Source organism: Maritalea sp. (genome assembly GCF_051251695.1).
Lineage (GTDB): Bacteria > Pseudomonadota > Alphaproteobacteria > Rhizobiales > Devosiaceae > Maritalea.
This window is the reverse complement of sequence record NZ_JBPOEU010000006.1, coordinates 72,139-92,904: the sequence shown is the minus strand read 5'-3', so window position 1 is coordinate 92,904 and position 20,766 is coordinate 72,139. Positions and strand designations below refer to the sequence as shown.

The 20,766-nt window shown below is 49.1% G+C and carries 22 protein-coding genes and 1 tRNA gene; 17 read left to right on the top strand and 6 right to left on the bottom strand.

The features are described from left to right. Positions 1 to 22: 22 nt before the first annotated feature. The 5 genes from ACSHWX_RS04885 to ACSHWX_RS04865 form a co-directional block, all read right to left on the bottom strand. Positions 23 to 772 (bottom strand): copper homeostasis protein CutC, encoded by a 750-nt coding sequence (locus tag ACSHWX_RS04885; protein WP_435667067.1) that lies wholly within the window; start codon positions 770 to 772, stop codon positions 23 to 25. Further along, positions 772 to 1,692, bottom strand: coding sequence for an ROK family protein (locus ACSHWX_RS04880; protein ID WP_435667066.1), 921 nt, complete (start codon positions 1,690 to 1,692; stop codon positions 772 to 774). The genes ACSHWX_RS04885 and ACSHWX_RS04880 overlap by 1 nt, the downstream gene beginning before the upstream one ends. After that, entirely contained in the window at positions 1,692 to 2,888 is a 1,197-nt protein-coding gene (gene nagA / locus ACSHWX_RS04875) for an N-acetylglucosamine-6-phosphate deacetylase (RefSeq protein WP_435667065.1), read from the bottom strand. Before nagA ends, ACSHWX_RS04880 begins: the two co-directional genes overlap by 1 nt. Next, the gene (locus ACSHWX_RS04870) at positions 2,888 to 3,679 is read right to left on the bottom strand and encodes a GntR family transcriptional regulator (protein ID WP_435667064.1); all 792 of its coding nucleotides are present in this window, start codon (positions 3,677 to 3,679) and stop codon (positions 2,888 to 2,890) included. The genes nagA and ACSHWX_RS04870 overlap by 1 nt, the downstream gene beginning before the upstream one ends. Positions 3,680 to 3,940: 261 nt before the next feature. After that, on the bottom strand, positions 3,941 to 4,852 hold the full coding sequence (locus tag ACSHWX_RS04865) for a carbohydrate kinase family protein (protein ID WP_435667063.1): 912 nt from the start codon (positions 4,850 to 4,852) through the stop codon (positions 3,941 to 3,943). Between the two features lie 206 nt (positions 4,853 to 5,058). On the opposite strand from ACSHWX_RS04865, the gene ACSHWX_RS04860 reads away from it, so the two are divergent. From ACSHWX_RS04860 to ACSHWX_RS04815, 10 genes are all read left to right on the top strand, one after another. Next, complete coding sequence (locus ACSHWX_RS04860) at positions 5,059 to 7,488, top strand: tetratricopeptide repeat protein (RefSeq protein ID WP_435667062.1); 2,430 nt, start codon at positions 5,059 to 5,061, stop codon at positions 7,486 to 7,488. Further along, on the top strand, positions 7,485 to 8,258 hold the full coding sequence (gene rfbF / locus ACSHWX_RS04855) for a glucose-1-phosphate cytidylyltransferase (RefSeq protein WP_435667061.1): 774 nt from the start codon (positions 7,485 to 7,487) through the stop codon (positions 8,256 to 8,258). Before ACSHWX_RS04860 ends, rfbF begins: the two co-directional genes overlap by 4 nt. Positions 8,259 to 8,260: 2 nt before the next feature. Next, positions 8,261 to 9,328, top strand: a complete 1,068-nt coding sequence (rfbG, locus tag ACSHWX_RS04850) for a CDP-glucose 4,6-dehydratase (protein ID WP_435667060.1) — start codon at positions 8,261 to 8,263, stop codon at positions 9,326 to 9,328. After that, a complete protein-coding gene (gene rfbC, locus ACSHWX_RS04845; RefSeq protein ID WP_435667059.1) occupies positions 9,325 to 9,882 on the top strand; it encodes a dTDP-4-dehydrorhamnose 3,5-epimerase in 558 nt (185 codons plus the stop codon). The genes rfbG and rfbC overlap by 4 nt, the downstream gene beginning before the upstream one ends. After that, entirely contained in the window at positions 9,879 to 11,099 is a 1,221-nt protein-coding gene (locus ACSHWX_RS04840) for a methyltransferase domain-containing protein (protein WP_435667058.1), read from the top strand. The genes rfbC and ACSHWX_RS04840 overlap by 4 nt, the downstream gene beginning before the upstream one ends. Positions 11,100 to 11,159: 60 nt before the next feature. Then, complete coding sequence (locus ACSHWX_RS04835; RefSeq protein ID WP_435667057.1) at positions 11,160 to 12,293, top strand: DegT/DnrJ/EryC1/StrS family aminotransferase; 1,134 nt, start codon at positions 11,160 to 11,162, stop codon at positions 12,291 to 12,293. A gap of 3 nt (positions 12,294 to 12,296) precedes the next feature. Then, positions 12,297 to 12,938: a GNAT family N-acetyltransferase gene (locus ACSHWX_RS04830; RefSeq protein WP_435667056.1), complete on the top strand. Its 642-nt coding sequence runs from the start codon at positions 12,297 to 12,299 to the stop codon at positions 12,936 to 12,938. Then, a complete protein-coding gene (locus ACSHWX_RS04825) occupies positions 12,935 to 13,579 on the top strand; it encodes a hypothetical protein (RefSeq protein ID WP_435667055.1) in 645 nt (214 codons plus the stop codon). Before ACSHWX_RS04830 ends, ACSHWX_RS04825 begins: the two co-directional genes overlap by 4 nt. Before the next feature lie 246 nt (positions 13,580 to 13,825). Continuing rightward, positions 13,826 to 14,557: a L,D-transpeptidase gene (locus tag ACSHWX_RS04820; protein ID WP_435667054.1), complete on the top strand. Its 732-nt coding sequence runs from the start codon at positions 13,826 to 13,828 to the stop codon at positions 14,555 to 14,557. Continuing rightward, the gene (locus ACSHWX_RS04815) at positions 14,557 to 14,904 is read left to right on the top strand and encodes a hypothetical protein (protein WP_435667053.1); all 348 of its coding nucleotides are present in this window, start codon (positions 14,557 to 14,559) and stop codon (positions 14,902 to 14,904) included. The genes ACSHWX_RS04820 and ACSHWX_RS04815 overlap by 1 nt, the downstream gene beginning before the upstream one ends. 261 nt (positions 14,905 to 15,165) lie before the next feature. On the opposite strand, the gene ACSHWX_RS04810 is transcribed toward ACSHWX_RS04815, so the two are convergent. Then, positions 15,166 to 15,240: transfer RNA gene (locus tag ACSHWX_RS04810), tRNA-Thr, on the bottom strand. A 144-nt stretch (positions 15,241 to 15,384) separates the two neighbouring features. On the opposite strand from ACSHWX_RS04810, the gene ACSHWX_RS04805 reads away from it, so the two are divergent. The 7 genes from ACSHWX_RS04805 (at position 15,385) to ACSHWX_RS04775 (ending at position 20,766) form a co-directional block, all read left to right on the top strand. Beyond that, positions 15,385 to 15,534: a hypothetical protein gene (locus tag ACSHWX_RS04805; RefSeq protein WP_435667052.1), complete on the top strand. Its 150-nt coding sequence runs from the start codon at positions 15,385 to 15,387 to the stop codon at positions 15,532 to 15,534. A gap of 150 nt (positions 15,535 to 15,684) precedes the next feature. Further along, positions 15,685 to 16,977 (top strand): UDP-N-acetylglucosamine 1-carboxyvinyltransferase, encoded by a 1,293-nt coding sequence (gene murA / locus ACSHWX_RS04800; protein WP_435667051.1) that lies wholly within the window; start codon positions 15,685 to 15,687, stop codon positions 16,975 to 16,977. Positions 16,978 to 17,086: 109 nt separating this feature from the next. Next, entirely contained in the window at positions 17,087 to 17,521 is a 435-nt protein-coding gene (locus ACSHWX_RS04795; RefSeq protein WP_435667050.1) for a DUF2948 family protein, read from the top strand. A 15-nt stretch (positions 17,522 to 17,536) separates the two neighbouring features. Further along, entirely contained in the window at positions 17,537 to 18,829 is a 1,293-nt protein-coding gene (gene hisD / locus ACSHWX_RS04790) for a histidinol dehydrogenase (protein ID WP_435667049.1), read from the top strand. A 31-nt stretch (positions 18,830 to 18,860) separates the two neighbouring features. After that, entirely contained in the window at positions 18,861 to 19,820 is a 960-nt protein-coding gene (locus ACSHWX_RS04785; RefSeq protein WP_435667048.1) for a UPF0262 family protein, read from the top strand. Positions 19,821 to 19,881: 61 nt separating this feature from the next. Next, positions 19,882 to 20,100 (top strand): translation initiation factor IF-1, encoded by a 219-nt coding sequence (gene infA / locus ACSHWX_RS04780; RefSeq protein ID WP_269392687.1) that lies wholly within the window; start codon positions 19,882 to 19,884, stop codon positions 20,098 to 20,100. 33 nt (positions 20,101 to 20,133) lie between these two features. Beyond that, positions 20,134 to 20,766, top strand: a complete 633-nt coding sequence (locus ACSHWX_RS04775; protein ID WP_435667047.1) for a Maf family nucleotide pyrophosphatase — start codon at positions 20,134 to 20,136, stop codon at positions 20,764 to 20,766.

Genomic DNA, 20,766 nt, shown 5'->3' with positions numbered 1-20,766 from the left:
TCCAATTCGGATTGCAGGGGCGCTAAACATAAGCTGCCTCCCGTACAAAAGAATCAACAGTTTTACGCAACGTTTTTACCGTGTCGACGCTTGTTTCGCGTGCGCCATTTTCATGCGCAAAACCCATCGCAATCGCTTGCTCAGAAGCTGTTGTGCTCCACTTAGAACAAGACGCGTGCAGCGCATTCGCGTTGGTGATATTCAAAATAGAAACAGCATTTTGTGAACTGATGCCAGAGCCAGGCATAATTTGAATACGTCCAGCGGAAATGTCGTTCATTTCGGCAATGGTTTTCGCGCCATCTGTGGCCGTTTTTTTGCCACCAGACGTCAATATCCGGGTGAAGCCAATTTCAATGACTTGCTCCACAGCAGCAACGGGATTTGGCGTGAGATCAATGGCGCGATGAAGGGTGCATTCCATCTGCCCAGCCGCTAACCGCAACTGCTCCAAAGCAACAAGGTCTAGTTGGTCATTTTCAAGTGATGCGCCTACTACAACGCCATCAAGCCCAACCTGTGTGGCATACTCTATATCTTGGAGCATGAGTTGCAATTCTTGCGCTGAATAGCAAAAATCGCCGCCGCGCGGCCGGATCATTGCGTGTGTTGAAATGCCGAGTTCTTTTGCTGCGCGCATAAAGCCCGCGCTTGGGGTTAAACCACCCTCGCTTAGGGCAGCGCAAAGTTCGATGCGGTCGGCGCCACCATCCTTGGCCGCTTTGAGCGACGCAAGGCTATCCACACAGACTTCAAGAGTGATTTTGCTCATTATGCCACCCCTTGAATTTGTGGGGCAACAAGGTGAGCAGCACCAACCAAGCCAGCATTCTTTGAGAATTGTGCGGGGACAATAAGGGCGTGTTCTTGCGGGAACAGTGTCCGGTTGCGCACTTTTTGATCCAACAATGCAATAAGCGCGCCAGCATTGGCCAACCCGCCGCCAACTGGGATGATTTCTGGGCCTAAAAAGTTGACCAGCATCGCTATCGGTCCGGCCAAAATCTCAGACCAAACATCTACAGTTTTGCTTGCCGCGTCATCGCCAGAAAGCCACGCTTTAACAATCTCTTCGCTTGAGGAAACTTCCCCAGTAAGTTTCGTGTGGATTTTTTCAAGACCGCGTGCGCCGCCGACAGTATCAAGACAACCGATTTGACCACATCCGCATTTGAAATGCCCGATGCTTTGAATTGTTCCCGCAGCCGTTGGGTCAACAACAGGGCCATGCCCGAACTCGCCTGCGGCCCCATTGCTGCCGGAAACAATTTGTCCGTCTATAACAATGCCACCGCCAACACCTGTTCCTAGAACGATCGCAAACAAATTGCGCGCGTTTTTCGCAATGCCAACCTTAGCTTCCGCCAATGCCAAACAATCAGCATCGTTAGCAACAATGGCTGGCAGCCCGGTTTTCTTGGTCAGTTCAAAGGCAATATCCGTACCATCAATCGCAGGAATATTGGCAACCCGCACTTTATGGGTTTCAGGGTGAACAACGCCAGTCAAAGAAATCGCAATCGATTGATGACGTCCGTTGCCATGCGTTTCAATCAATTTCGCCACCGCATCAACGAAGGCAGCAAGTGAATTTGTCGGCGTGGCCACCGATGCAATGACCGGCACATTACCATCGCGTTCCGGCATGCCGAAACGAATGTTAGTGCCACCTATGTCAAAGCAATAAGGCATTAGCTGTCTGCTCCCTCACCTTTGATCCAAGTGCGAACGACTTTGTCGCTCGCGCTGTCGATCAGGGCAAAATCAGCGTCATATCCTTGTGCAATACGACCAATTTGGTTTTCTAGACCCATAAAGGTTGCTGGATAAAGTGAAGCCATACGCAACGCTTCACCAAATTCCACACCCAACTCATCACGGGTTAGGCGCACAGCATCCATCATGTTCAAATCTGAGCCAGCAAGACGGCCTTCTGCAGTAGCAAGACGACCATTTTCGGCAAAAATCTCTGTGCCATAAAGGTTGAAACTCTTTTTGTCTGAGCCAACAGTCGCCATAGCGTCCGTCACCAACATAATGTGCGATGTCGATTTGCAACGCGTTACTGTTCTGGCGGTCGCATGGTGCAAATGATGACCATCAACGATCAATCCACAATAAATCTCTTCGCGATCATAGGCCGCGCCAACAATGCCGGGTTCCCGATTTTCCATCGGCGCCATGGCATTGTAAAGATGGGTCACACCAGAAATGCCCGCGTCAAAACCTGCGCTCGCTTGATCATACGTGGCGCTAGAATGACCCACGCATACCCGAACGCCAGCGTCGTTTAATGCAGTAATAAATTCGTTAGGGACTTCTTCGGGGGCCAACGTGACGATGACAGCGCCAAGTCCGTCCTGTGTGAACAGATCAAAAGCCCCCTCGTCCAAAGATCGAATGTACTGCTGGGCATGAACACCCCGCCGCGCCATGGAAAAATATGGTCCTTCGAAATGCGCACCGCGCACGCCCGGCAAATCAGCACTCACAGCTTCTTTGATCGTTTGAGCTGCAGCTTGCATGCGCTCAAAACTATCAGTGATAAAGGTAGGAAACAAAGTGGTAGAGCCGTATTTTCTGTGCCCTGAAACTATTGTGTTCAATGCGTTGAGCGATTGCTCATCATTAAACATGATGCCGCCGCCGCCATTGACTTGAACATCAACAAAGCCGGGCACCAGAAGTTGCCCTTTCAAATCCTCGACCAGCAGCGCGCCGTGGGATTGGCCATTGTCGGGTGCGATTGACACAACCTTGCCATTTTCGACCAGAACCGAGTGATCGCGAACAAATGTTTCGCCGTCAAAAATCGTGGCATTACGCAACAGCGTCGCAACACTAGTTGTGGCATGGTCAAGCACTGCAGGCTCTCTAATGTCCGCCATTAGGCACCCACCTCAATATCAACAATAAAGTCATATGCATCACCCCGATAATGGGTTTGCACATATTCAATAGGAGCACCCGATTGCAGAAAACTTTGCTGTTCAACAAACAGACATGCCGAACCGGGCGACACGCCCAAATGCTGTGCGGCAGATTTTGGCATAAGTTCAGCACGAACCCGCTGAACACCGCGGCTTGGCTTTAAGCCGCGTGCATCCAAATAGCTGTAAAGCGACCCTGAAAATTCCGTGATGTTTTCAAGCACGTCAGCCGGTAGGCAAGCCAGTTCAACACAAACAGCCTTACCCGACTTGAACCGCACGCGATGAACGCGCGACACCAATTCACCAGGTGCTAATTCCAACATATCGATTTCGTTTGCTGTTGGTTCGCCGACGGCGCACCCCAACAAGTCGAAATGTGTTTCATGACCGTTTTGGGCATTGTCCTTTGTAAATCCGCCAGATTTGGACAATGGCGCCGCCAACCGGCCATTAACGCATAAAGTATCATCAGATTGTTTGGCGATTAGCCCTTCGCCAGACAACATCTTAAGCGCGCGGCGAACGGAATTTGTAGGCATGTCAAATGCACTGGAAAGTTGTTTTTCAGAAGGCAACTCATCGCCGTCACTAAGCACACCATGATCGATGGCGTTCTTCAAAGCGCTGTGCAACTTCTTATAGATCGGGGTCAACTTCGTCGCACCACTATCTGCCAATGGCAAAATTGCGGACATCAGATCAAACCGATCCCAATTACTTTCACCGCTTAGCGCATTCTGCTGCATAAGACAGGCCTCCCTCAGCTATAAATAGAACCAATAAGATACCATTTTGCAACCAAAAAGTTACCTACGACCCGTTTGATATTCACAAAACTGCGATAAATTCATGTCAATCGATTGAAAACAATGGATAAAAGACCGGTAATTTGAATCTGCATTTCGCAAGATTATGGCCTTGTTCTGCCGAAAATAGGGGGTAGATTGCAGAATCTGCGTATGTGGATGGAGTGTTTTTTCGGGTTTTGCCAAACAACATGCCGGTCGTTAATCGACGAAAACACCATAGAGTCGCGGCGACGTTTCCACCGCAATTGTTGCAACAGTGAGGCCGGATTCAATGGCGGTTTGCAACCCTTCACCCATCATAAATGAATTGAGGAAACCGGCATTGAATATATCGCCAAAACCGATTGTATCGTCAGACACAACTTCTTCGCAGGTCGCCGTGGCTTTTTTGTTGCGGTAAAAGGCATTCACACGTGTCAGGCCGTGCAAAACAACGAGAATTTGGTGATCTTCTAACGTGCTTACCAGTGCTTTTTCTGCCGCATCGACATCATCCATTTGCATCACAGAACATAGATCTGCGCCATAAAGGATAATGATGCCGGCTGTACGGGCCCAGGATCGATAGACCGAAATTGTATCTTCGTTCCACCCTTCGGGCGGACGACCATGGTCAAATACCGTAGTCCACCCCATGGCTGTAAGCATAGTCAATAGCTGCCCCATGCCCGCAGTCACCCCTGGCATTAGATTTGTGCCGGTAACCAATGCGAACGAGGACCTCGAGGTGGCTGGTGGGATTGCATCCAGCATAGAATCAACGGGAACGGACGATAAATGCCCCTTGGTTGTCAGGAAAACTCGGCCCTTTTCATGAGCAATGGTAATTGATATCGACGTTTTTTCAGGCGTGGCCGTCCAACTTGACGTGCCGGGCTGAAACTCATTTTTGAGCCAGCGTCCCAATTGGTCGTCACCCACCGAAGCAATCAGACGGTGTTCTACGCCCAACCCCGACATGGCCAAAGCGGTATTGCCCGCTGCCCCGCCAGCCCGCAAGTTTGACAGCGTCATCATCGTTTCGCTTTCAAACTCAGGCCACTCGGCCAGCGTACCGATAATTAGCTCCGGGTTTACATTGCCCAATATCAGCAGCGGTGGTGTCGCCATGTTATTTTTGTTCTCTTGATTCGATTTTCAAAGGCTAGTGCTTCATTGATTTTTGTCAAAGGCTATTTGGTGATTTATGGCAAGTCATACGTCATCTGCACACAAGCCATGTGTGTGCAAGTCATGGCCCAACTCATAATATTTGGCGCGGTTAGTCTTGCCGTGCCACTATTGATAATGATTCTTTTTTACATTTGGAAATGAGCATGAACAGAGCGCTCAGGCGACAGCAAAAAAAGATGGCCAAAAAGGGCGGCGGTTCTGCCGGTGGCGATGTTACTCAACTGCTACAATCCGGCATTCAGCTTCATCAAACCGGCGATTTACAAGGAGCTGAAGGTCAATATCGGAAGATCTTGGAACTTCAACCAAATCATCCTGAGGCAAATCATCTTCTCGGCACATTAGCGCATCAATTGGGACGTAATGAACAAGCGCTCCCATTTCTTCTAAAAGCTGTAAATGCAAACCCAACCAGCCCCAATTTCCATAATGTGGTGGGACTTGCCTATAAGGGAGTTGGCGATTTTGATGCGGCGATAAAGTCCCATAAAGCTGCTATTGAAATAGATCCAAATTTTGCGGTGGCATATAATAGTCTTAGCATTTTGCACAAAGAAGTGAAAGACTATGACGCAGCGGTGTCTGCCGCGCGCAGGGCTCTTGAAATCGATCCAAAGATGGCGGAGGCCCACAACAATCTGGGTAATATTTATGAAGCTGCTGGACGACATGAAGACGCCGTAGTCGCCTATGAAAAAGGTCTTACTGTTCAACCCAATTTTTTGATGTTGCACTACAACTTGGCTCGCGCATTGCAACGTGCGTGCAAGTTTGATCAAGCAATCACGATTTACGAAAAGGTAATTGAAGCAAAACCAGATTTTGCAGAAGCCTATTCAAATTACGGCCAGGCCCTGCGTGATGCTGGTCGCGCCGGCGACTCGATTGCCTTCTTTCAAAAAGCAGCAGAGCTCAATCCAAACTCAGCCGTCGCCTACTACAATTTAGGTCTTTCATTTGCAGCGGTTGGTCAATCTGACGATGCAATGGCCTGCTATGAAGGCGCATTCACCATAAAGCCTGACTTTGCATACGCTTATAATGATCACGGTGTTGCGTTGCTGGCTAAGGGCCAGGCGGGTTCAGCAATCCCCAGCTTACTCAAAGCGGTAGAAATTGCGCCGAACTCTGCACTTATGCATAGTAATTTGGGCAACGCTTACATGCGTTTTGGTGAATTGGAATTGGCGCGTGCTTCCTATTTAAATGCAATTGATCTTAAAAATGACTTGTATCAAGCTTACAATAGCCTTGGCATTTTGCACCAAGAATTTGGTGAGTTCGACGACGCCCAGAATATGTATGAAAAAGCATTGGATATTAATCCCAATTATACAGATGCCATTTCAAATATGCTGTTCACAGCGAACTATGACCCCGCCAAAAGTGGCGAAGAAATATTTAGAAAATACAGGTGGTTTAATGAAACTTTTTGCGAACCGTTGTTGGAGAGCCATGTTCCCCACAAAAATGTTCCAGACCCTGAAAAACGTATTCGTGTTGGGTATGTAGCTCCAACATTTTATCGCCATGCTGTTGGTTATCATCTCATGCCCTTGTTCGACAATGCTACGCATGAGAATTTCGAAGTGTTCGCCTATGCCGGCATCGCCAAAACAGATGAATATACGGAACGGTACAAGGCCAACAGTGATCACTTTATCTTCACAAAAGGCATGACTGACGAGCAATTGGTGGATCGAATAAGAGAAGACAAAATCGACATTCTTGTTGATATTGCCGGGCACACTAAGGAAAATAGACTGCGGATTTTTGCACCCAAACCAGCGCCGGTGTCACTCCATTGGCTGGATTTTGGATACACAACTGGAATGCCGGCGATTGACTATTATATGGGCGATGACAATGCGACACCCAAGGAACAGGACCATTTGTTTGGCGAACGCGAAGTTTGGCGGCTGGATGGACTTTCTGTGGTATATCGGCCCGCTGATAACATGGGGGAGGTCTCTCCCCTACCAGCTCTCGCGAACGGATACGTCACCTTTTGCACCCTTTCACGTTCCGTACGGCTGAACGATCCAACCATTCGCGTTTGGGCAGAAATCTTGAAAGCCGTGCCAAATTCTAAATTGCGGGTCGATAGCCGAAATTTTGGCAATCAAACCATGTGCAACAAACTAATTGAAAAGTTTGAAAAGTACGGTGTTGACGCGGATCTGCTTATTCTCGGCTTCAACAGCCCGCCTTGGGACGTTCTGCGCGAAATTGATATCGCACTGGATTGTTTCCCGCATAATTCGGGCACGACCTTATTTGAGCACCTTTATATGGGCAACCCCTATGTGACCCTGTACAACCGGGCCAGTGTTGGCACACTTGGCGGTGCGATTTTGCGCGGCGGCGGGTTTGGCGAATGGGTTGCGCACACGGAACAAGAATATATCGACATTGCCGTGAAACTTGCCAGCGACATCCCAGCGCTTGCTGAAACACGCGCCAACATGCGGGCCAAGATGGAACAAAGTGCATTGATGGACGAGAAGGGATTTGTTGGCCGGGTTGAAGACGCTTATCGCGCCATGTGGCGAAAATGGTGTGCAACACAATGAAGGCCGTGATCCTTGCCGGCGGGTTGGGCACACGCATTTCTGAAGAAACGCATTTGCGCCCTAAGCCGATGATCGAAATCGGCGGCATGCCGCTTTTGTGGCATATCATGAAGATTTATTCCGCTCATGGCATAAATGATTTTATCGTGTGCTGCGGTTACAAGGGCTATTTAATTAAAGAATATTTCGCCAACTACTTTCTGCACAAATCTGACGTGACCTTTGATATTGCTAACAACAAAATGCATGTTCACGAACAACATGCAGAACCGTGGCGCGTAACATTAGTGGATACGGGTGTTGATACACTGACTGGTGGACGTTTGAAACGCGTTTGCGATTATGTCAAAAACGAGGATGCGTTTTGCTTCACCTATGGTGACGGAGTGGCGGATGTGGATATCACCGCGCTAATTGATTTTCATCGTACCCACGGCAAAAAGGCAACTATTACTGCAGTATCACCACCCGGACGCTACGGCGCACTGGTGCTGGAAGACAAAAATGTGGTTGGCTTTAACGAAAAGCCGCGTGGCGATGGTGGTCTAATCAATGGCGGGTTTTTTGTGCTGTCGCCTAAATGTCTTGATTTGATTGGCGGGGACCAAACCTCTTGGGAGGAATATCCGTTGAGCAAACTGGCGGATGCTGGAGAACTTTGTTCGTACCACCATAAGGGGTTTTGGCAACCAATGGATACGCTGCGGGAAAAAACCCAGCTTGAAAAATTGTGGCGAGAAGAGCGTGCGCCTTGGAAAATTTGGGACTAATCATGCGCGCACAAAATCCAAACCGCGCCTTTTGGTCTGGTAAACGGGTGTTAATCACCGGACACACCGGGTTTAAGGGGGCATGGCTTTCCTTATGGTTAGACAAGCTTGGGGCCAAAGTGGGCGGGCTAAGTCTAAACCCTTCCACCCAGCCCAATTTGTTTGAGGCCGCAAACGTTAAAGGAGACGTAGCGCATACGATTTGTGATATTCGCGATGCCGAAAAAACCGCAATATGTGTTGCAAATTTCAAACCTGAGATCGTCTTTCATCTCGCGGCGCAGGCTTTGGTCCGGCCCAGCTATAACGATCCGTTGGATACCTTTTCAACAAATGTGATGGGCACCGCCCACGTGCTCGACGCGATACGTCGAACCAGCAGCGTGTCGACATGTGTGGTGGCAACGACGGACAAGGTTTATCGCAACCACGAACGAGGACGCGCGTTTTTGGAGAGCGACCCCTTGGGTGGACATGACCCCTATAGCGCGAGCAAAGCGGCCAGTGAAATGGTGATCCAAGCCTATCAAAAATCATATTTATCTGAAAGCGGAGTTGGTCTCGCGGCGGCGCGAGCAGGCAACGCGATTGGCGGTGGTGATTGGTCTGAGGAACGGCTTTTACCTGACGCGATAAAAGCATGGCAGGGCGAAGAAACCCTGCACATTCGTCGCCCTAACGCCGTGCGGCCATGGCAACATGTTGTGGAGCCGCTGTTCGGCTACATCAAATTGGCGGAAAGTATTTTTAACGATCCAAAGCGCACCACGCCTTATAATCTTGGCCCCGACGCAGACGACAATCATACAGTTCGATCCGTGGTGGGACGAGCCCGTGCGGCATTTGGCAAAGGTGAAGTTTCGTTTGCAAACGAATATGAAGGACCGCATGAAGCTGGTTTGTTGTCTCTAGACAATTCCAAAGCAAAACAGGAATTGGGCATCTATCCACGTTGGTCAATCGACGATGCGGTTGATAAATCGATGAATTGGTATCGTGCATTTTACAACGGCGGCGACGCGCGCGCGCTTTGTTATGCCGATATTGAGGCGTTTGAGGCTGACGGATGAAGTTCGAATTAATCGATCAACCAATGGTGGGCCTTAAACTGCTCAAACGAACACAGGTTTCAGACGAGCGCGGCGGTTTTTCGCGATTATTTTGCGCAGACCAATTGGCTGCATTTGGGTGGTCAAACCCGATCGCCCAGAGCAATATTTCGGTCACCAAAATACCGGGTACTATGCGCGGATTACACTACCAAAACCCACCTCATGCAGAGGACAAATTGGTTACCTGCGTCACTGGTGCAGTATTTGATGTAGCGGTCGACCTAAGAACCGGCTCCAGCACATTTGGCAAATGGTTTGGGACTGAGTTGAGCAATGATAACCAGCTTAGCTTATTGATCCCCAAAGGGTTCGCCCATGGATTTCAAGCGATAAAACCAAATACTGCAATGATCTATTTTCATTCCGAAGCCTATGCTCCAACAGCAGAAAACGGCATCAGATGGGACGACCGCCACCTCGCCATTGACTGGCCCCTGCCGGTTAAAAACATGTCTGAACGAGATATTGCACTGCCCCCCTTTGCTGCCTTAGCCGGAGGTATCTCCATATGAAATGCCGACATTGCGCCGCAGATGTAAGTCTGACTTTTGTTGATTTGGGATATGCACCACCAAGTAACGCCTATTTAACGGCAGCACAGCTTGAAGAGCCTGAACTTACATTTCCGCTAAAAGTGCTGGTATGCGAACAATGCTGGCTGGTACAAACCAAAGACTTCGCTCGGGCGGATGAGTTGTTTGACGCCGACTATGCCTATTTCTCATCAACATCGAAAAGCTGGCTTGTTCATGCACGCCAATTTGTTGAGATGGCAATTAAACGCTTCAAGCTTGACCAATCCAGCCACGTGATTGAGATCGCGTCGAACGATGGATATTTACTGAGGAATTTTGTAAACGCGCAAATCCCGTGCCTTGGTATTGAACCCACGGCCAGTACCTCCGATGCGGCAGAACAACTTGGAATTGAACAATGCCGTGCGTTTTTCGGGGAAGAACTGGCCACAAAACTGAAAGCGAACGGAAAATCGGCAGATTTAGTTATTTGCAATAATGTGCTGGCGCATGTGCCGGACATCAATGATTTTTGCGCCGGGATCAAAACAGTTTTGAATCCCAACGGTGTGGTAAGTTTTGAGTTCCCACACCTACTGAATCTGATCGAACAAAAACAATTTGATACGATCTATCATGAACATTTCAGCTATTTGTCGCTAGGCGTTGTTGAACGCATTTTGCGAAAAGTAGGTTTTGAGATTTTCGATGCCGAACAACTTTCAACCCATGGTGGTAGCTTGCGCGTCTTTGCCGGTCACCAAGGCGTACATCCAATCGCCCAGAATGTTGATGACGTACTGGCACGTGAGACTGAATTTGGCCTTTTTGATCGAAATACCTATTTGGGTTTTCAAACAGAAGTTGAAAAAATCAAGGATGCGTTCTTGAGATTTCTGCTCGATGCAAAAGCGCAAGGCAAGGCTGTGGCTGCCTATGGCGCTGCGGCCAAAGGCAACACGCTTTTAAACTTTGCTGGCGTGCGGTGCGATCTGATATCATTTGTTTGCGATGGTGCTATTTCAAAGCAAGGCAAATATTTGCCCGGCAGCCACATCCCTATTTTGGCGCCAGATGAATTGGCAACTCAATCGCCGGACATCGTGGTGATTTTCCCTTGGAATATTGCCAGCGAAATTGTACAGCAAAACGAACAATTGAAAATCAACGGCACTCATTTCGTCATCGCCATTCCTGAAATCCAATTGGTGTAACGGGCAATCTGGCGATACACTGAAGGACGAATCAACGCCTTTTTGGAAGGTTTTTGTCCCATGGCAGATATTCCCGTTTTCAAACCTCTTATCGGACCCGATGAAATTGCGGCCGCCACGCAATCCCTTGAAATGGGTTGGCTAGGTATGGGCTCCTATGTGGCGGAATTTGAAGACCGAATGGCCAAGGTAATCGACGCGCCAGACCGACATGTCGCTGCGGTTAGCACCGGAACGGCAGCCTTACACATTGCGCTCTTAGTTGCCGGGGTTGGCCCAGGCGACGAAGTTATCGTCTCAGCTTTCAACTGTTCTGCTGACTACCAAGCCATCAGCTGGGTTGGGGCTGACATCGTTTTTTGTGACTGCGACGATGACACATTGGAGCTGGATATCGCGAAGGCCGAAGCGCTTGTTTCGGAGCGCACGAAGGCGATGATCATCATGGATTATGATTGTATCATCTCGGACTATGACAAGGTCGAAACGTTTGCCAGCAAACACAAGTTGCGGGTGATCCATGATGCTTGTCATTCATTCGGCTCGTCATGGAAAGGCAAAATGGTGGGCTCTTATTCCGACATATGTGTGTTCAGTTTTGACCCGGTAAAAACTATCACCTGCTTGGATGGCGGTGGCATTGTTGTACGCACAGAAGATGAACTGAAATATGTGCGCGAGCTGCGCTTGCTCGGCATGCAGCAACCCTCCGAAGTTATGTATCAAAACAAACGTGCATGGACTTTTGATGTTGAGCGGGTTGGTTTCCGATACCATTTGCTAAACTTGCACGCAGCGATTGGTGTCGCCCAAATTGATAAAATTGACGCCATTCGCACAAGCAGACAAAATGCTTCAAAACATTATTCGAAACGCTTGGACGACGTTTCAAATGTTCGCACGCCCAATTCTGGCTTTGAGGAAGTTAATCCGTTTCTTTATTACATCCGCGTCCAAAAAGATGACCGTGACCAGTTACGCGACTATCTAAAAGAGCGCGGTATTGATACCGGCATTCATTGGCAGCCCGGCCATTGGTTCAGCCTTTGGAAAGACTGCCGAAAAGGCGACCTTAGCGTAACTGATCAAGTGGGTGATGAAGTGCTCTCTTTGCCGCTCCACTCGATGATGGAAATGGAAACGGTGGACCAAGTTTGTGACGCGATCTGCGATTTTTTTACGAACGAAAGGTGAGACATGGACTCGTCAAACAAATCGCTCGAACTTAGAACACTCAAGAGGAATTCAAACTTTACCCTGCCGATACCTGAGTTCCCTGATGCCATTCTTCGTCCTGTTTGCTGCTCCGCCGAACATCTGGATGCAAGCGACGTCGCAAAACTGACGAGTTGGCGGAATATGCATGTTAAGTCATTTTTGACCGAGTTCGATGCAACGGACCAGCAAACAGCCGATTGGCTTATCAACCGTGTGTCGGGAGACGATGGTAAGATACTGTTTATGGTTGATTATGACAAAAAAACAGTCGGCCATGTGGGATTAGGGGTTGGTAACTGGGAAAGATCATATGTTGAAGCCGATGCGATTGTACGCGGCGAACCGGCTCCATCTGGATTGATGAAACGCTCACTCCTCACCCTCCTTCATTGGGCAAACAATAGGCTTGGCCTATCTGACCAATGGGTGCGCGTGCGTTCTGACAATCCAGCCTGTGAATTTTATCGGAAAGTTGGATTTGTAGAGCAAAAACGCGTATCGCTGAACAAACGGCAAGAAGCAAATATGTTGGTCTGGTTTGAAGACCCCGAATTCCGAAATGCAGAAGCCGCTTTAGTCTATATGAAACTTGATCCAAATGTCTTGGACCAAATCAAATGACCAACGAACAATTGGCAAAATATCTTGCGACCCAGCTAAATAATTTACTGCCAGACACAGATGTTGCCGATACAGAAAATGCCATAACTGAGCAGTTACCAGCAACTCTTGAACGACTGCACCACATTATTTCAAAAGTAAAAATGTGGACCCCAGGGCAATTCGACCATTTGCACTCAACTCAATACTGCACATTTCTCTACCTGCTCTCCAATCAGATCTGGCGGCAAACGGGTGAACGCACACTACCGACACGCCTGTTTTTGCTCAATAAGGCGATGAATGGCATCGACCTATTCTATGAAATCGACATGCCGCCGGTGTTTTTCATCGGGCATTCTGTGGGTATTGTGTTGGCGAAAGCCACCTACGGTAATTATCTCGTGCTCTATCAAAACTCCACTGTTGGTAAAAACCATGGGATTGCACCAACTATTGGAGACGGTGTTATTATGTATCCCAACACAGCTATAGTTGGGCGAAGCAATGTTGGCGAAAATACCGTTTTAAGCCAGGGCACTGGACTTGTGAATTGCGACAGCCCGGGCAATGTGAATGCATTTCAGGGCCCCGCTGGACGCCCGATATTTAAGGCGCACGAACAAGAAGAAAAACCAGCTGCTGAATATTTCCGCCTCTAGCCAAAACGAAGTGCCAGAACTTTGTTTAAGCTGGCAAGTGCTCTAACGAGCTAACGCATTTAAAGCCTGCACTGCTTAACCAATGCCGCCAAATAATCGGCTTTTCTTCGCAATTGTAAAGAGCTCGAAAATTTAAATTGAAACTTTATGTGGTCTCGCGCGTTACTTTCTAGTGGGTCGAATTATGGCATGGGTTTGCCGCATACGAAAAACCTCAACAAACGGCTCACGGTGGGGATTTGTACGATGGATATCAAGATGCATCCGGTTTCAGGAAACCCAACAGTCAAAAGTGGCACAAATCGTCGGGCCTTTTTGACAGGGGTCTGCGCAGCGGCCTTAGCTACTGGGTTGCCGATTGGCGCGTTCGCATTAGAAATGAACACGCCCGAAACGTTGATTCTGGATCCGCAAACCCGCGAGTGGGTGCGTTATACGCCGCAGGTCGCGCAGCGTTTTTACCGCGTAAAGGGAAGTATTCCAGAGGAATTTCGCCGACAAATTGTTCCATTCCGCTCTTTAGAAGAACCAGGCACGGTGGTTGTGGATTCAGACAAACATTTCCTATACCTCGTGCAGCCTGACCAAATGGCTATCCGTTATGGCATTGGAGTTGGCCGCGAAGGTTTTGGCTGGGCAGGTATCGTTCAAGTCGGTCGCACGGCTGAATGGCCCACATGGACACCTCCCGCCGAGATGGTTGAACGTGATCCACTTGCCGCCAAGTGGAAAGACGGTATGCCTGGTGGGCCAACAAATCCGCTGGGTGCCAGAGCGCTTTATCTTTATGAAGATGGTCGCGATACGATCTATCGTATCCACGGGACAAGTGAGCCATGGTCGATTGGCCTAAATGTATCCTCAGGCTGTATCAGGCTACTGAACGACGACGTTACCGACCTTCACGCTCGTGTAGCAGTGGGGGCCAAAGTGGTGGTTCTGTTTGAGGATGCTACACAGTTTGAAGGTGTTTTATAATGAGCTATTCATTGAAGTCGCGCCCAGATGGTAAGCACTTGGCAGCAAAAATTGGTGCGGCGGGTTTGGCAATCGCCCTCCTTAGCGGTTGTGTTTCAGCGAGAACAGCACCTCCTGCGTCCGGCCCCATCATCAAACAAAGTGTAAAAACGGCACCCGCAGACCTTCAACTACTTTGCTCCACTGCAGCAGCGCGCAAATTTGGGTTTAGTCCGAGCGAGATACTGCCCGTCGATTCGGAGGCACTTTCGCAAGACGCTTTCCGGGTAAACATCCGCTCCAAATCAAGCACAATGCGTTGTGTAGTAACGAAGAGAGCTGAAATTTTAGAGCTTGTGCGAATTTAAGTCGGTTGGCAGCAGTAAAATTGAATAGAGTGCGTTTCGCCAAATGGTGAGACGCACTTAGTTTTTTTTATAAATTTTGGACATTGAGAGTCGTTAACCGATCTCACTATTTCAAGCACTTCTGCTCGAAATTGGCGTGCGGCAAGCGCTGTTCCACCTGTTTTCACTGGCCCAAAATATCGACGACATGAGGGGTTCTGAACGCCCAAAGACATCTTACAATTCAATATGTTAGTGAGTGATTCAATCAATTTGTTGAAATGGTGCTGCCGGAGAGACTCGAACTCTCGACCTCCTCATTACCAATGAGGTGCTCTACCGCTGAGCTACGGCAGCACAAGCTTGAGACAAACGCCATCAAAGCGCCGTGGTAGTGCCATATGCTTTTGGTCAACGCAAGAGTGTTCTGGACCAATCGTCAAAAAACGTGCAAAAAACATACTTACACAGCAGCACAAGCACAAAGTCTTATCCTACCTGATGAATGAAAAACGCGAAAATACCGTTGAAACAAAACGAAAAGCACGTGAAGAACGCCTTACCCAACAGTTGCGTTCAAATTTACGTCGGCGCAAGCAGCAGGTAAAAGCGCGTAGTTCTGCAGAGAAAAACGCCCCTAAGCCGGAATAATTCATCCCGACTTGCCTTCAAATTAACCTGATTTGGACGATTTTTGGTCTACAATTGGCCCAATTGACATCTGATGCTTTGCTGCACTGGTAATTTTTCGAACTACATTATAATAACACCAAGCTTGAAGCGCCCTGTAAGGAAGAACACATGGATCGAATTCGTATCGTTGGCGGCAATGAACTAAACGGCGAGCTGCCGATTTCTGGCGCAAAAAATGCTGCATTGCCCTTAATGATTGCCTGTCTTTTGACCAAAGAACCGCTAACGCTGAACAATGTGCCGCGTTTGGCAGATGTGAAACAGCTTGAGCGCATTTTGGAAAATCATGGTGTTGATTTATCTGTTCAAGGACGGCGTCGCGGTGAAGACGAAATGCGCGGCCAGCGGATTACATTTTCGGCTGCCGACATTGTGGATACATGTGCGCCGTACGAGCTTGTTGCAACGATGCGCGCGAGCTTTTGGGTCATTGGTGCGTTGTTGGCTCGAGAAGGCGAAGCACGGGTCTCTATGCCCGGGGGTTGCGCCATTGGCACACGACCTGTCGATTTTTACATTGATGGACTGCAGCAATTGGGCGCAGAAATTGAAATTGACGGTGGGTATGTCAATGCCAAAGCACCGGGCGGTCGCCTAAAAGGCGGATTGGTGAAATTGCCACGCATATCTGTGGGCACAACCCATGTGATTATGATGGCTGCTACTTTGGCTGAGGGTACGACAACGATCGAAAATGCAGCCATGGAGCCAGAAGTTGTCAACTTGGCTGAATGCCTTGTTGCAATGGGTGCTAAAATTTCCGGCATTGGTACACGCACCATCACAGTCGAGGGTGTTGAAGAACTACACGGCGCGGAAATTGACGTCATTCCAGATCGTATTGAAACAGGTACATATGCAATGGCTGTTGCAATGACCGGTGGCAACGTTCTGCTGAAAGGTGCAAATGCTGATCATTTGGAGGCGCCATTGAAGGTGCTGGAACAAACCGGCGTTAAAGTTAGCCGCGAAAAAGATGGTCTTCGCATTATAAAAAATGGCAATGCCATTCATGCGATTGATGCAGAGATTTCTGAATATCCTGATTTCCCGACCGATTTGCAGGCCCAATATATGGCGCTCATGACCCGTTCAAACGGTTCTGCCACGGTGCGTGAAACTATTTTTGAAAACCGTTTTATGCATGTCGCCGAACTCATGCGTTTTGGGGCTGACATCACCGTTGATGGGCAAGCTGCCCTTGTTAAAGGTGTCTCGGAGCTAAAAGGCGCGCAAGTTATGGCAACGGACCTTCGGGCGTCTGTCTCGCTTGTTATTGCTGGACTAGCCGCCAAGGGCGAAACGATTGTAAACCGCATTTATCACTTAGATCGCGGTTTTGAGCGGTTAGAAGACAAATTGAGCCGTTGTGGCGCTGAAATTGAACGGATTAGTGGCTAAAAGCTTTTGGGTGCAGCTTCTTTGGGCCCCCCTATTGAGATGAGGCCGTTGGCGCATTAGATATTGCAAAGTACAATATGCCAGTGGCAACGAAGGAATTAGCTGAATGATGACCGATCTAAAATTGCTTGCGCTTGATAATGACGACTTGGAAGTCATTTCCGCACATACCCAGGATGCAGTGGTACGTGTCGGGGATATGGGTTTTGCCGCCCAAGACCATCGCTTTGCTTTTTTGATGAACCGCTTTGCTTGGGAAACCGACCAGAAACGCGGCAAAGGCCAGCGCAAACGCGCCGCCATTCATTTTGATCGTGTGACCAATGTAAAAGTATCTGGTGTCGATTTGGAAGCAAAAGACGGCGTTCTTGAACTTCTAACCATGTCGTTCGCAATGATTGATGCACCTTCCGGCGAAGTGACTTTAACATTTGCTGGCGGTGGCACGGTCAAACTTGTCGTTGAATGTCTTGAAGCACGCATGCAAGATTTGGGTGCTGCATGGGGCGCAAAAGCAACCCCTGAGCACGACCTAACAACCTAATAGAATGGCTTAGTTATGCCGGTAAGATTGGATCAAAGTTCGTCTGACTTTGAGGAACAATTTGCGACCCTTTTGGGCGCGAAGCGCGAAATATCCGTTGAAGTTGGCGATGTGGTCGCCAAAATTATCGATGATGTAAAAACACGCGGCGACCAAGCACTTGTTGAGCTTACACAAAAGTTCGACCATCTCGATTTGGCGCAGACCGGCATAGCCTTCACCCAGAGCGAAATTGATGCGGCGTATGAAGAAACTTCTGATGAGTTGATCCAAGCGCTTAACCACGCCTATGGCCGTATTACAGCCTACCATAGCCGCCAATTGCCAAAGGACGAGCTGTACACCGATGATGTGGGTGTAACGCTGGGGTCTAAATGGAACGCTGTGGATGCCGTGGGCATTTACGTGCCGGGCGGATTGGCCAGCTACCCTTCGTCCGTATTGATGAATACTGCGCCTGCGCGCGTTGCGGGCGTCGAGCGGATCGCGATGGTTGTGCCCACACCTAATGGTGTTGTTAACCCGACGGTACTCGCAGCTGCGAAGATCGCAGGCGTTACCGAAATTTACCGCGTCGGTGGCGCACAGGCCATCGCAGCACTAGCGTTTGGCACAGATACGATAGAACCCGTCAATAAAATCGTTGGACCCGGTAACGCCTTCGTGGCGGCTGCCAAACGTCAAGTCTATGGCACAGTGGGCATTGATATGATTGCTGGGCCATCCGAAGTGCTGGTGATTGCGGACAATAGTGCAAACCCCGCTTGGATTGCGGCTGATCTTTTGGCGCAAGCCGAACATGATATGTCTGCCCAGTCAATTTTGATCACCCCAGATGTGGCACTTGCCGATGCGGTGGAAAAAGAAGTTGAACGGCAACTCGCCATATTGCCCAAAAAACATCTTGCGGGTCCATCTTGGCAAGACTTTGGCGCTGTGATTGTCGTCAAAGACATTGATGCGGCGATTGATCTGTCTAACCGGATGGCACCTGAACATTTAGAACTTGCAGTTGATGAGCCACAAAAACTGGTTGAAAAAATTCGGCACGCTGGTGCAATTTTTCTCGGTCATCACACGCCAGAAGCCATTGGCGACTATATTGGCGGCACTAACCATGTGTTGCCAACGGCCCGTTCTGCTCGATATGCGTCGGGTTTGAATGTGCATGATTTCATCAAACGCATTTCAATTTTGGGCTGCACGCCCTCTTCGCTTGCCCACCTTGCGCCAGACGCCGTTGCACTTGCAGAGGCAGAAGATTTACAAGCCCATGGACGTTCAGTATCAATTCGGCTTAATCTCTGAGATGCAATCAGAAATGGCGCATTGAGGCTTAATGGATATCGCAGATCAGTCCCCGGATAAGTTGGTCACGGTCACACTTGACCCCGAAACAATCATTTCGATCGACCCCGACGAAGTGCATGAGCGCCGAATCGCTGTTTTTGATCTGGTGGAAGAAAACCAGTTCGCGCCAATCACAACCATTGAAGAAGCGCACGGCCCGTACGCGTTGCACGTTTCCATTCGTGGAAATCACTTGGGCTTGGATGTGCGCAACCCAACAACGAACGAGCCAATTGCGGCGCATTTCTTGTCCCTCACGCCTTTTAGGCACCTAATCCGCGACTATTTTCGTGTTCGCGAAAGTTATTACGACGCGATAAAAAGCGCACAACCCTACCAAATCGAAACTGTGGATATGGCCCGACGGGGTCTGCACAATCAAGCAGCGGAACTATTGCGTCATCGGCTAGATGGCAAACTGAACATGGATGAGAATACCGCCAGACGGCTATTCACGTTGATTTGTGCGGTACAGCCAAATGCAGACCGACAGGACAACAACAAGCCCGACATGCCGACGATTTTGTTTGTATGTTCAATGAATTCAGTGCGTTCGCCTATGGCCGCAGCCCTTGCCCGAAGGGCCTTCCCCACCCGCATCATCGCTCGTTCTGCCGGGGTTCGCTCTGGCAAGGTTGACAATTTTGTTCATGAGATCATGGAAGAAATTGGCGTAGATATGTCGGTGCATACCCCACATACAATGGACGAGTTGGTCGCGAGTTCTTTTGATTTGATTGTGACCTTATCGGATGAAGCCCCTTCAGCCGTTGATGCCCGTAATTATGAGGAAGGTGCGCGGCTTCATTGGGACGTGAGCGACCCGACTTTGATTGACGGGAACAGAGCGCAAAAACTTGATGCATATCGAGCCTTGCGCGAACAGCTAAACAACCATATTAACACCGAGTTGCAATCGCTGGTAACAAGCGGTTCACAAATCGCTTGAATTTGTATAGGTTGCCGCCAATTCAAGCGCTTTTAGCGCTAAAATGCTTTCAGGAGATAGAATGGCAAAAGAAGAAATGCTCGAATTTCCGGGCGTCGTACAGGAATTGTTGCCAAATGCGACATTCCGCGTGAAGCTCGAAAATGAACATGAAATCATCGCCCACACGGCGGGTCGCATGCGTAAAAACCGTATTCGGGTTTTAGCAGGCGATAAGGTGCTTGTTGAAATGACACCTTATGACCTCACAAAAGGCCGGATCACCTACCGCTTTAAATAAGCGGTTTGGTCCCAAAAGAGAGCCGGATATTTTATGGCAACTCGTCCCGACCTTATCCTTGCATCAGCCTCGCCCCGGCGTCTCGCGCTGCTGAACCAAATCGGCGTGGAGCCGGATCATTTGATTCCAGCCGATGTGGATGAAACCCCGCTTAAGGGTGAAATTCCACGCAAGCTGGCGGCACGCTTGGCACATACAAAGGCTTTAACCGCTCAACACAAAGCCCGGCAAACCGGCATTGGTGACAATGCATTAGTGCTTGGCGGCGATACTGTTGTGGCTGTTGGTCGACGGATTTTGCCTAAGGCAGAAATGCTTGATGATGCTGCGGGATCCCTGCGCCTACTTAGCGGTCGGTCTCATCGGGTATTCACCTCAATTTGCTTGCTCAATGCGTCAGGCGCTGCAAAGCGCCGGGTTGTGGAAACACGCATTCGATTTAAAAGACTTTCCAACGCTGAGATTGATGCTTATTTGGCCAGCGGCGAATGGCAAGACAAAGCTGGCGCTTATGCCATCCAAGGCATCGCTGGCGCGTTTGTGATTAAGTTGCAAGGCTCCTTCCATGCAGTGATGGGATTGCCGCTTTACGAAACAGTACAATTGCTACGTGGCGAGAATTATCCGATTGAGTTCAATTGGTTGAACTCCACTTCGGGGATTTAG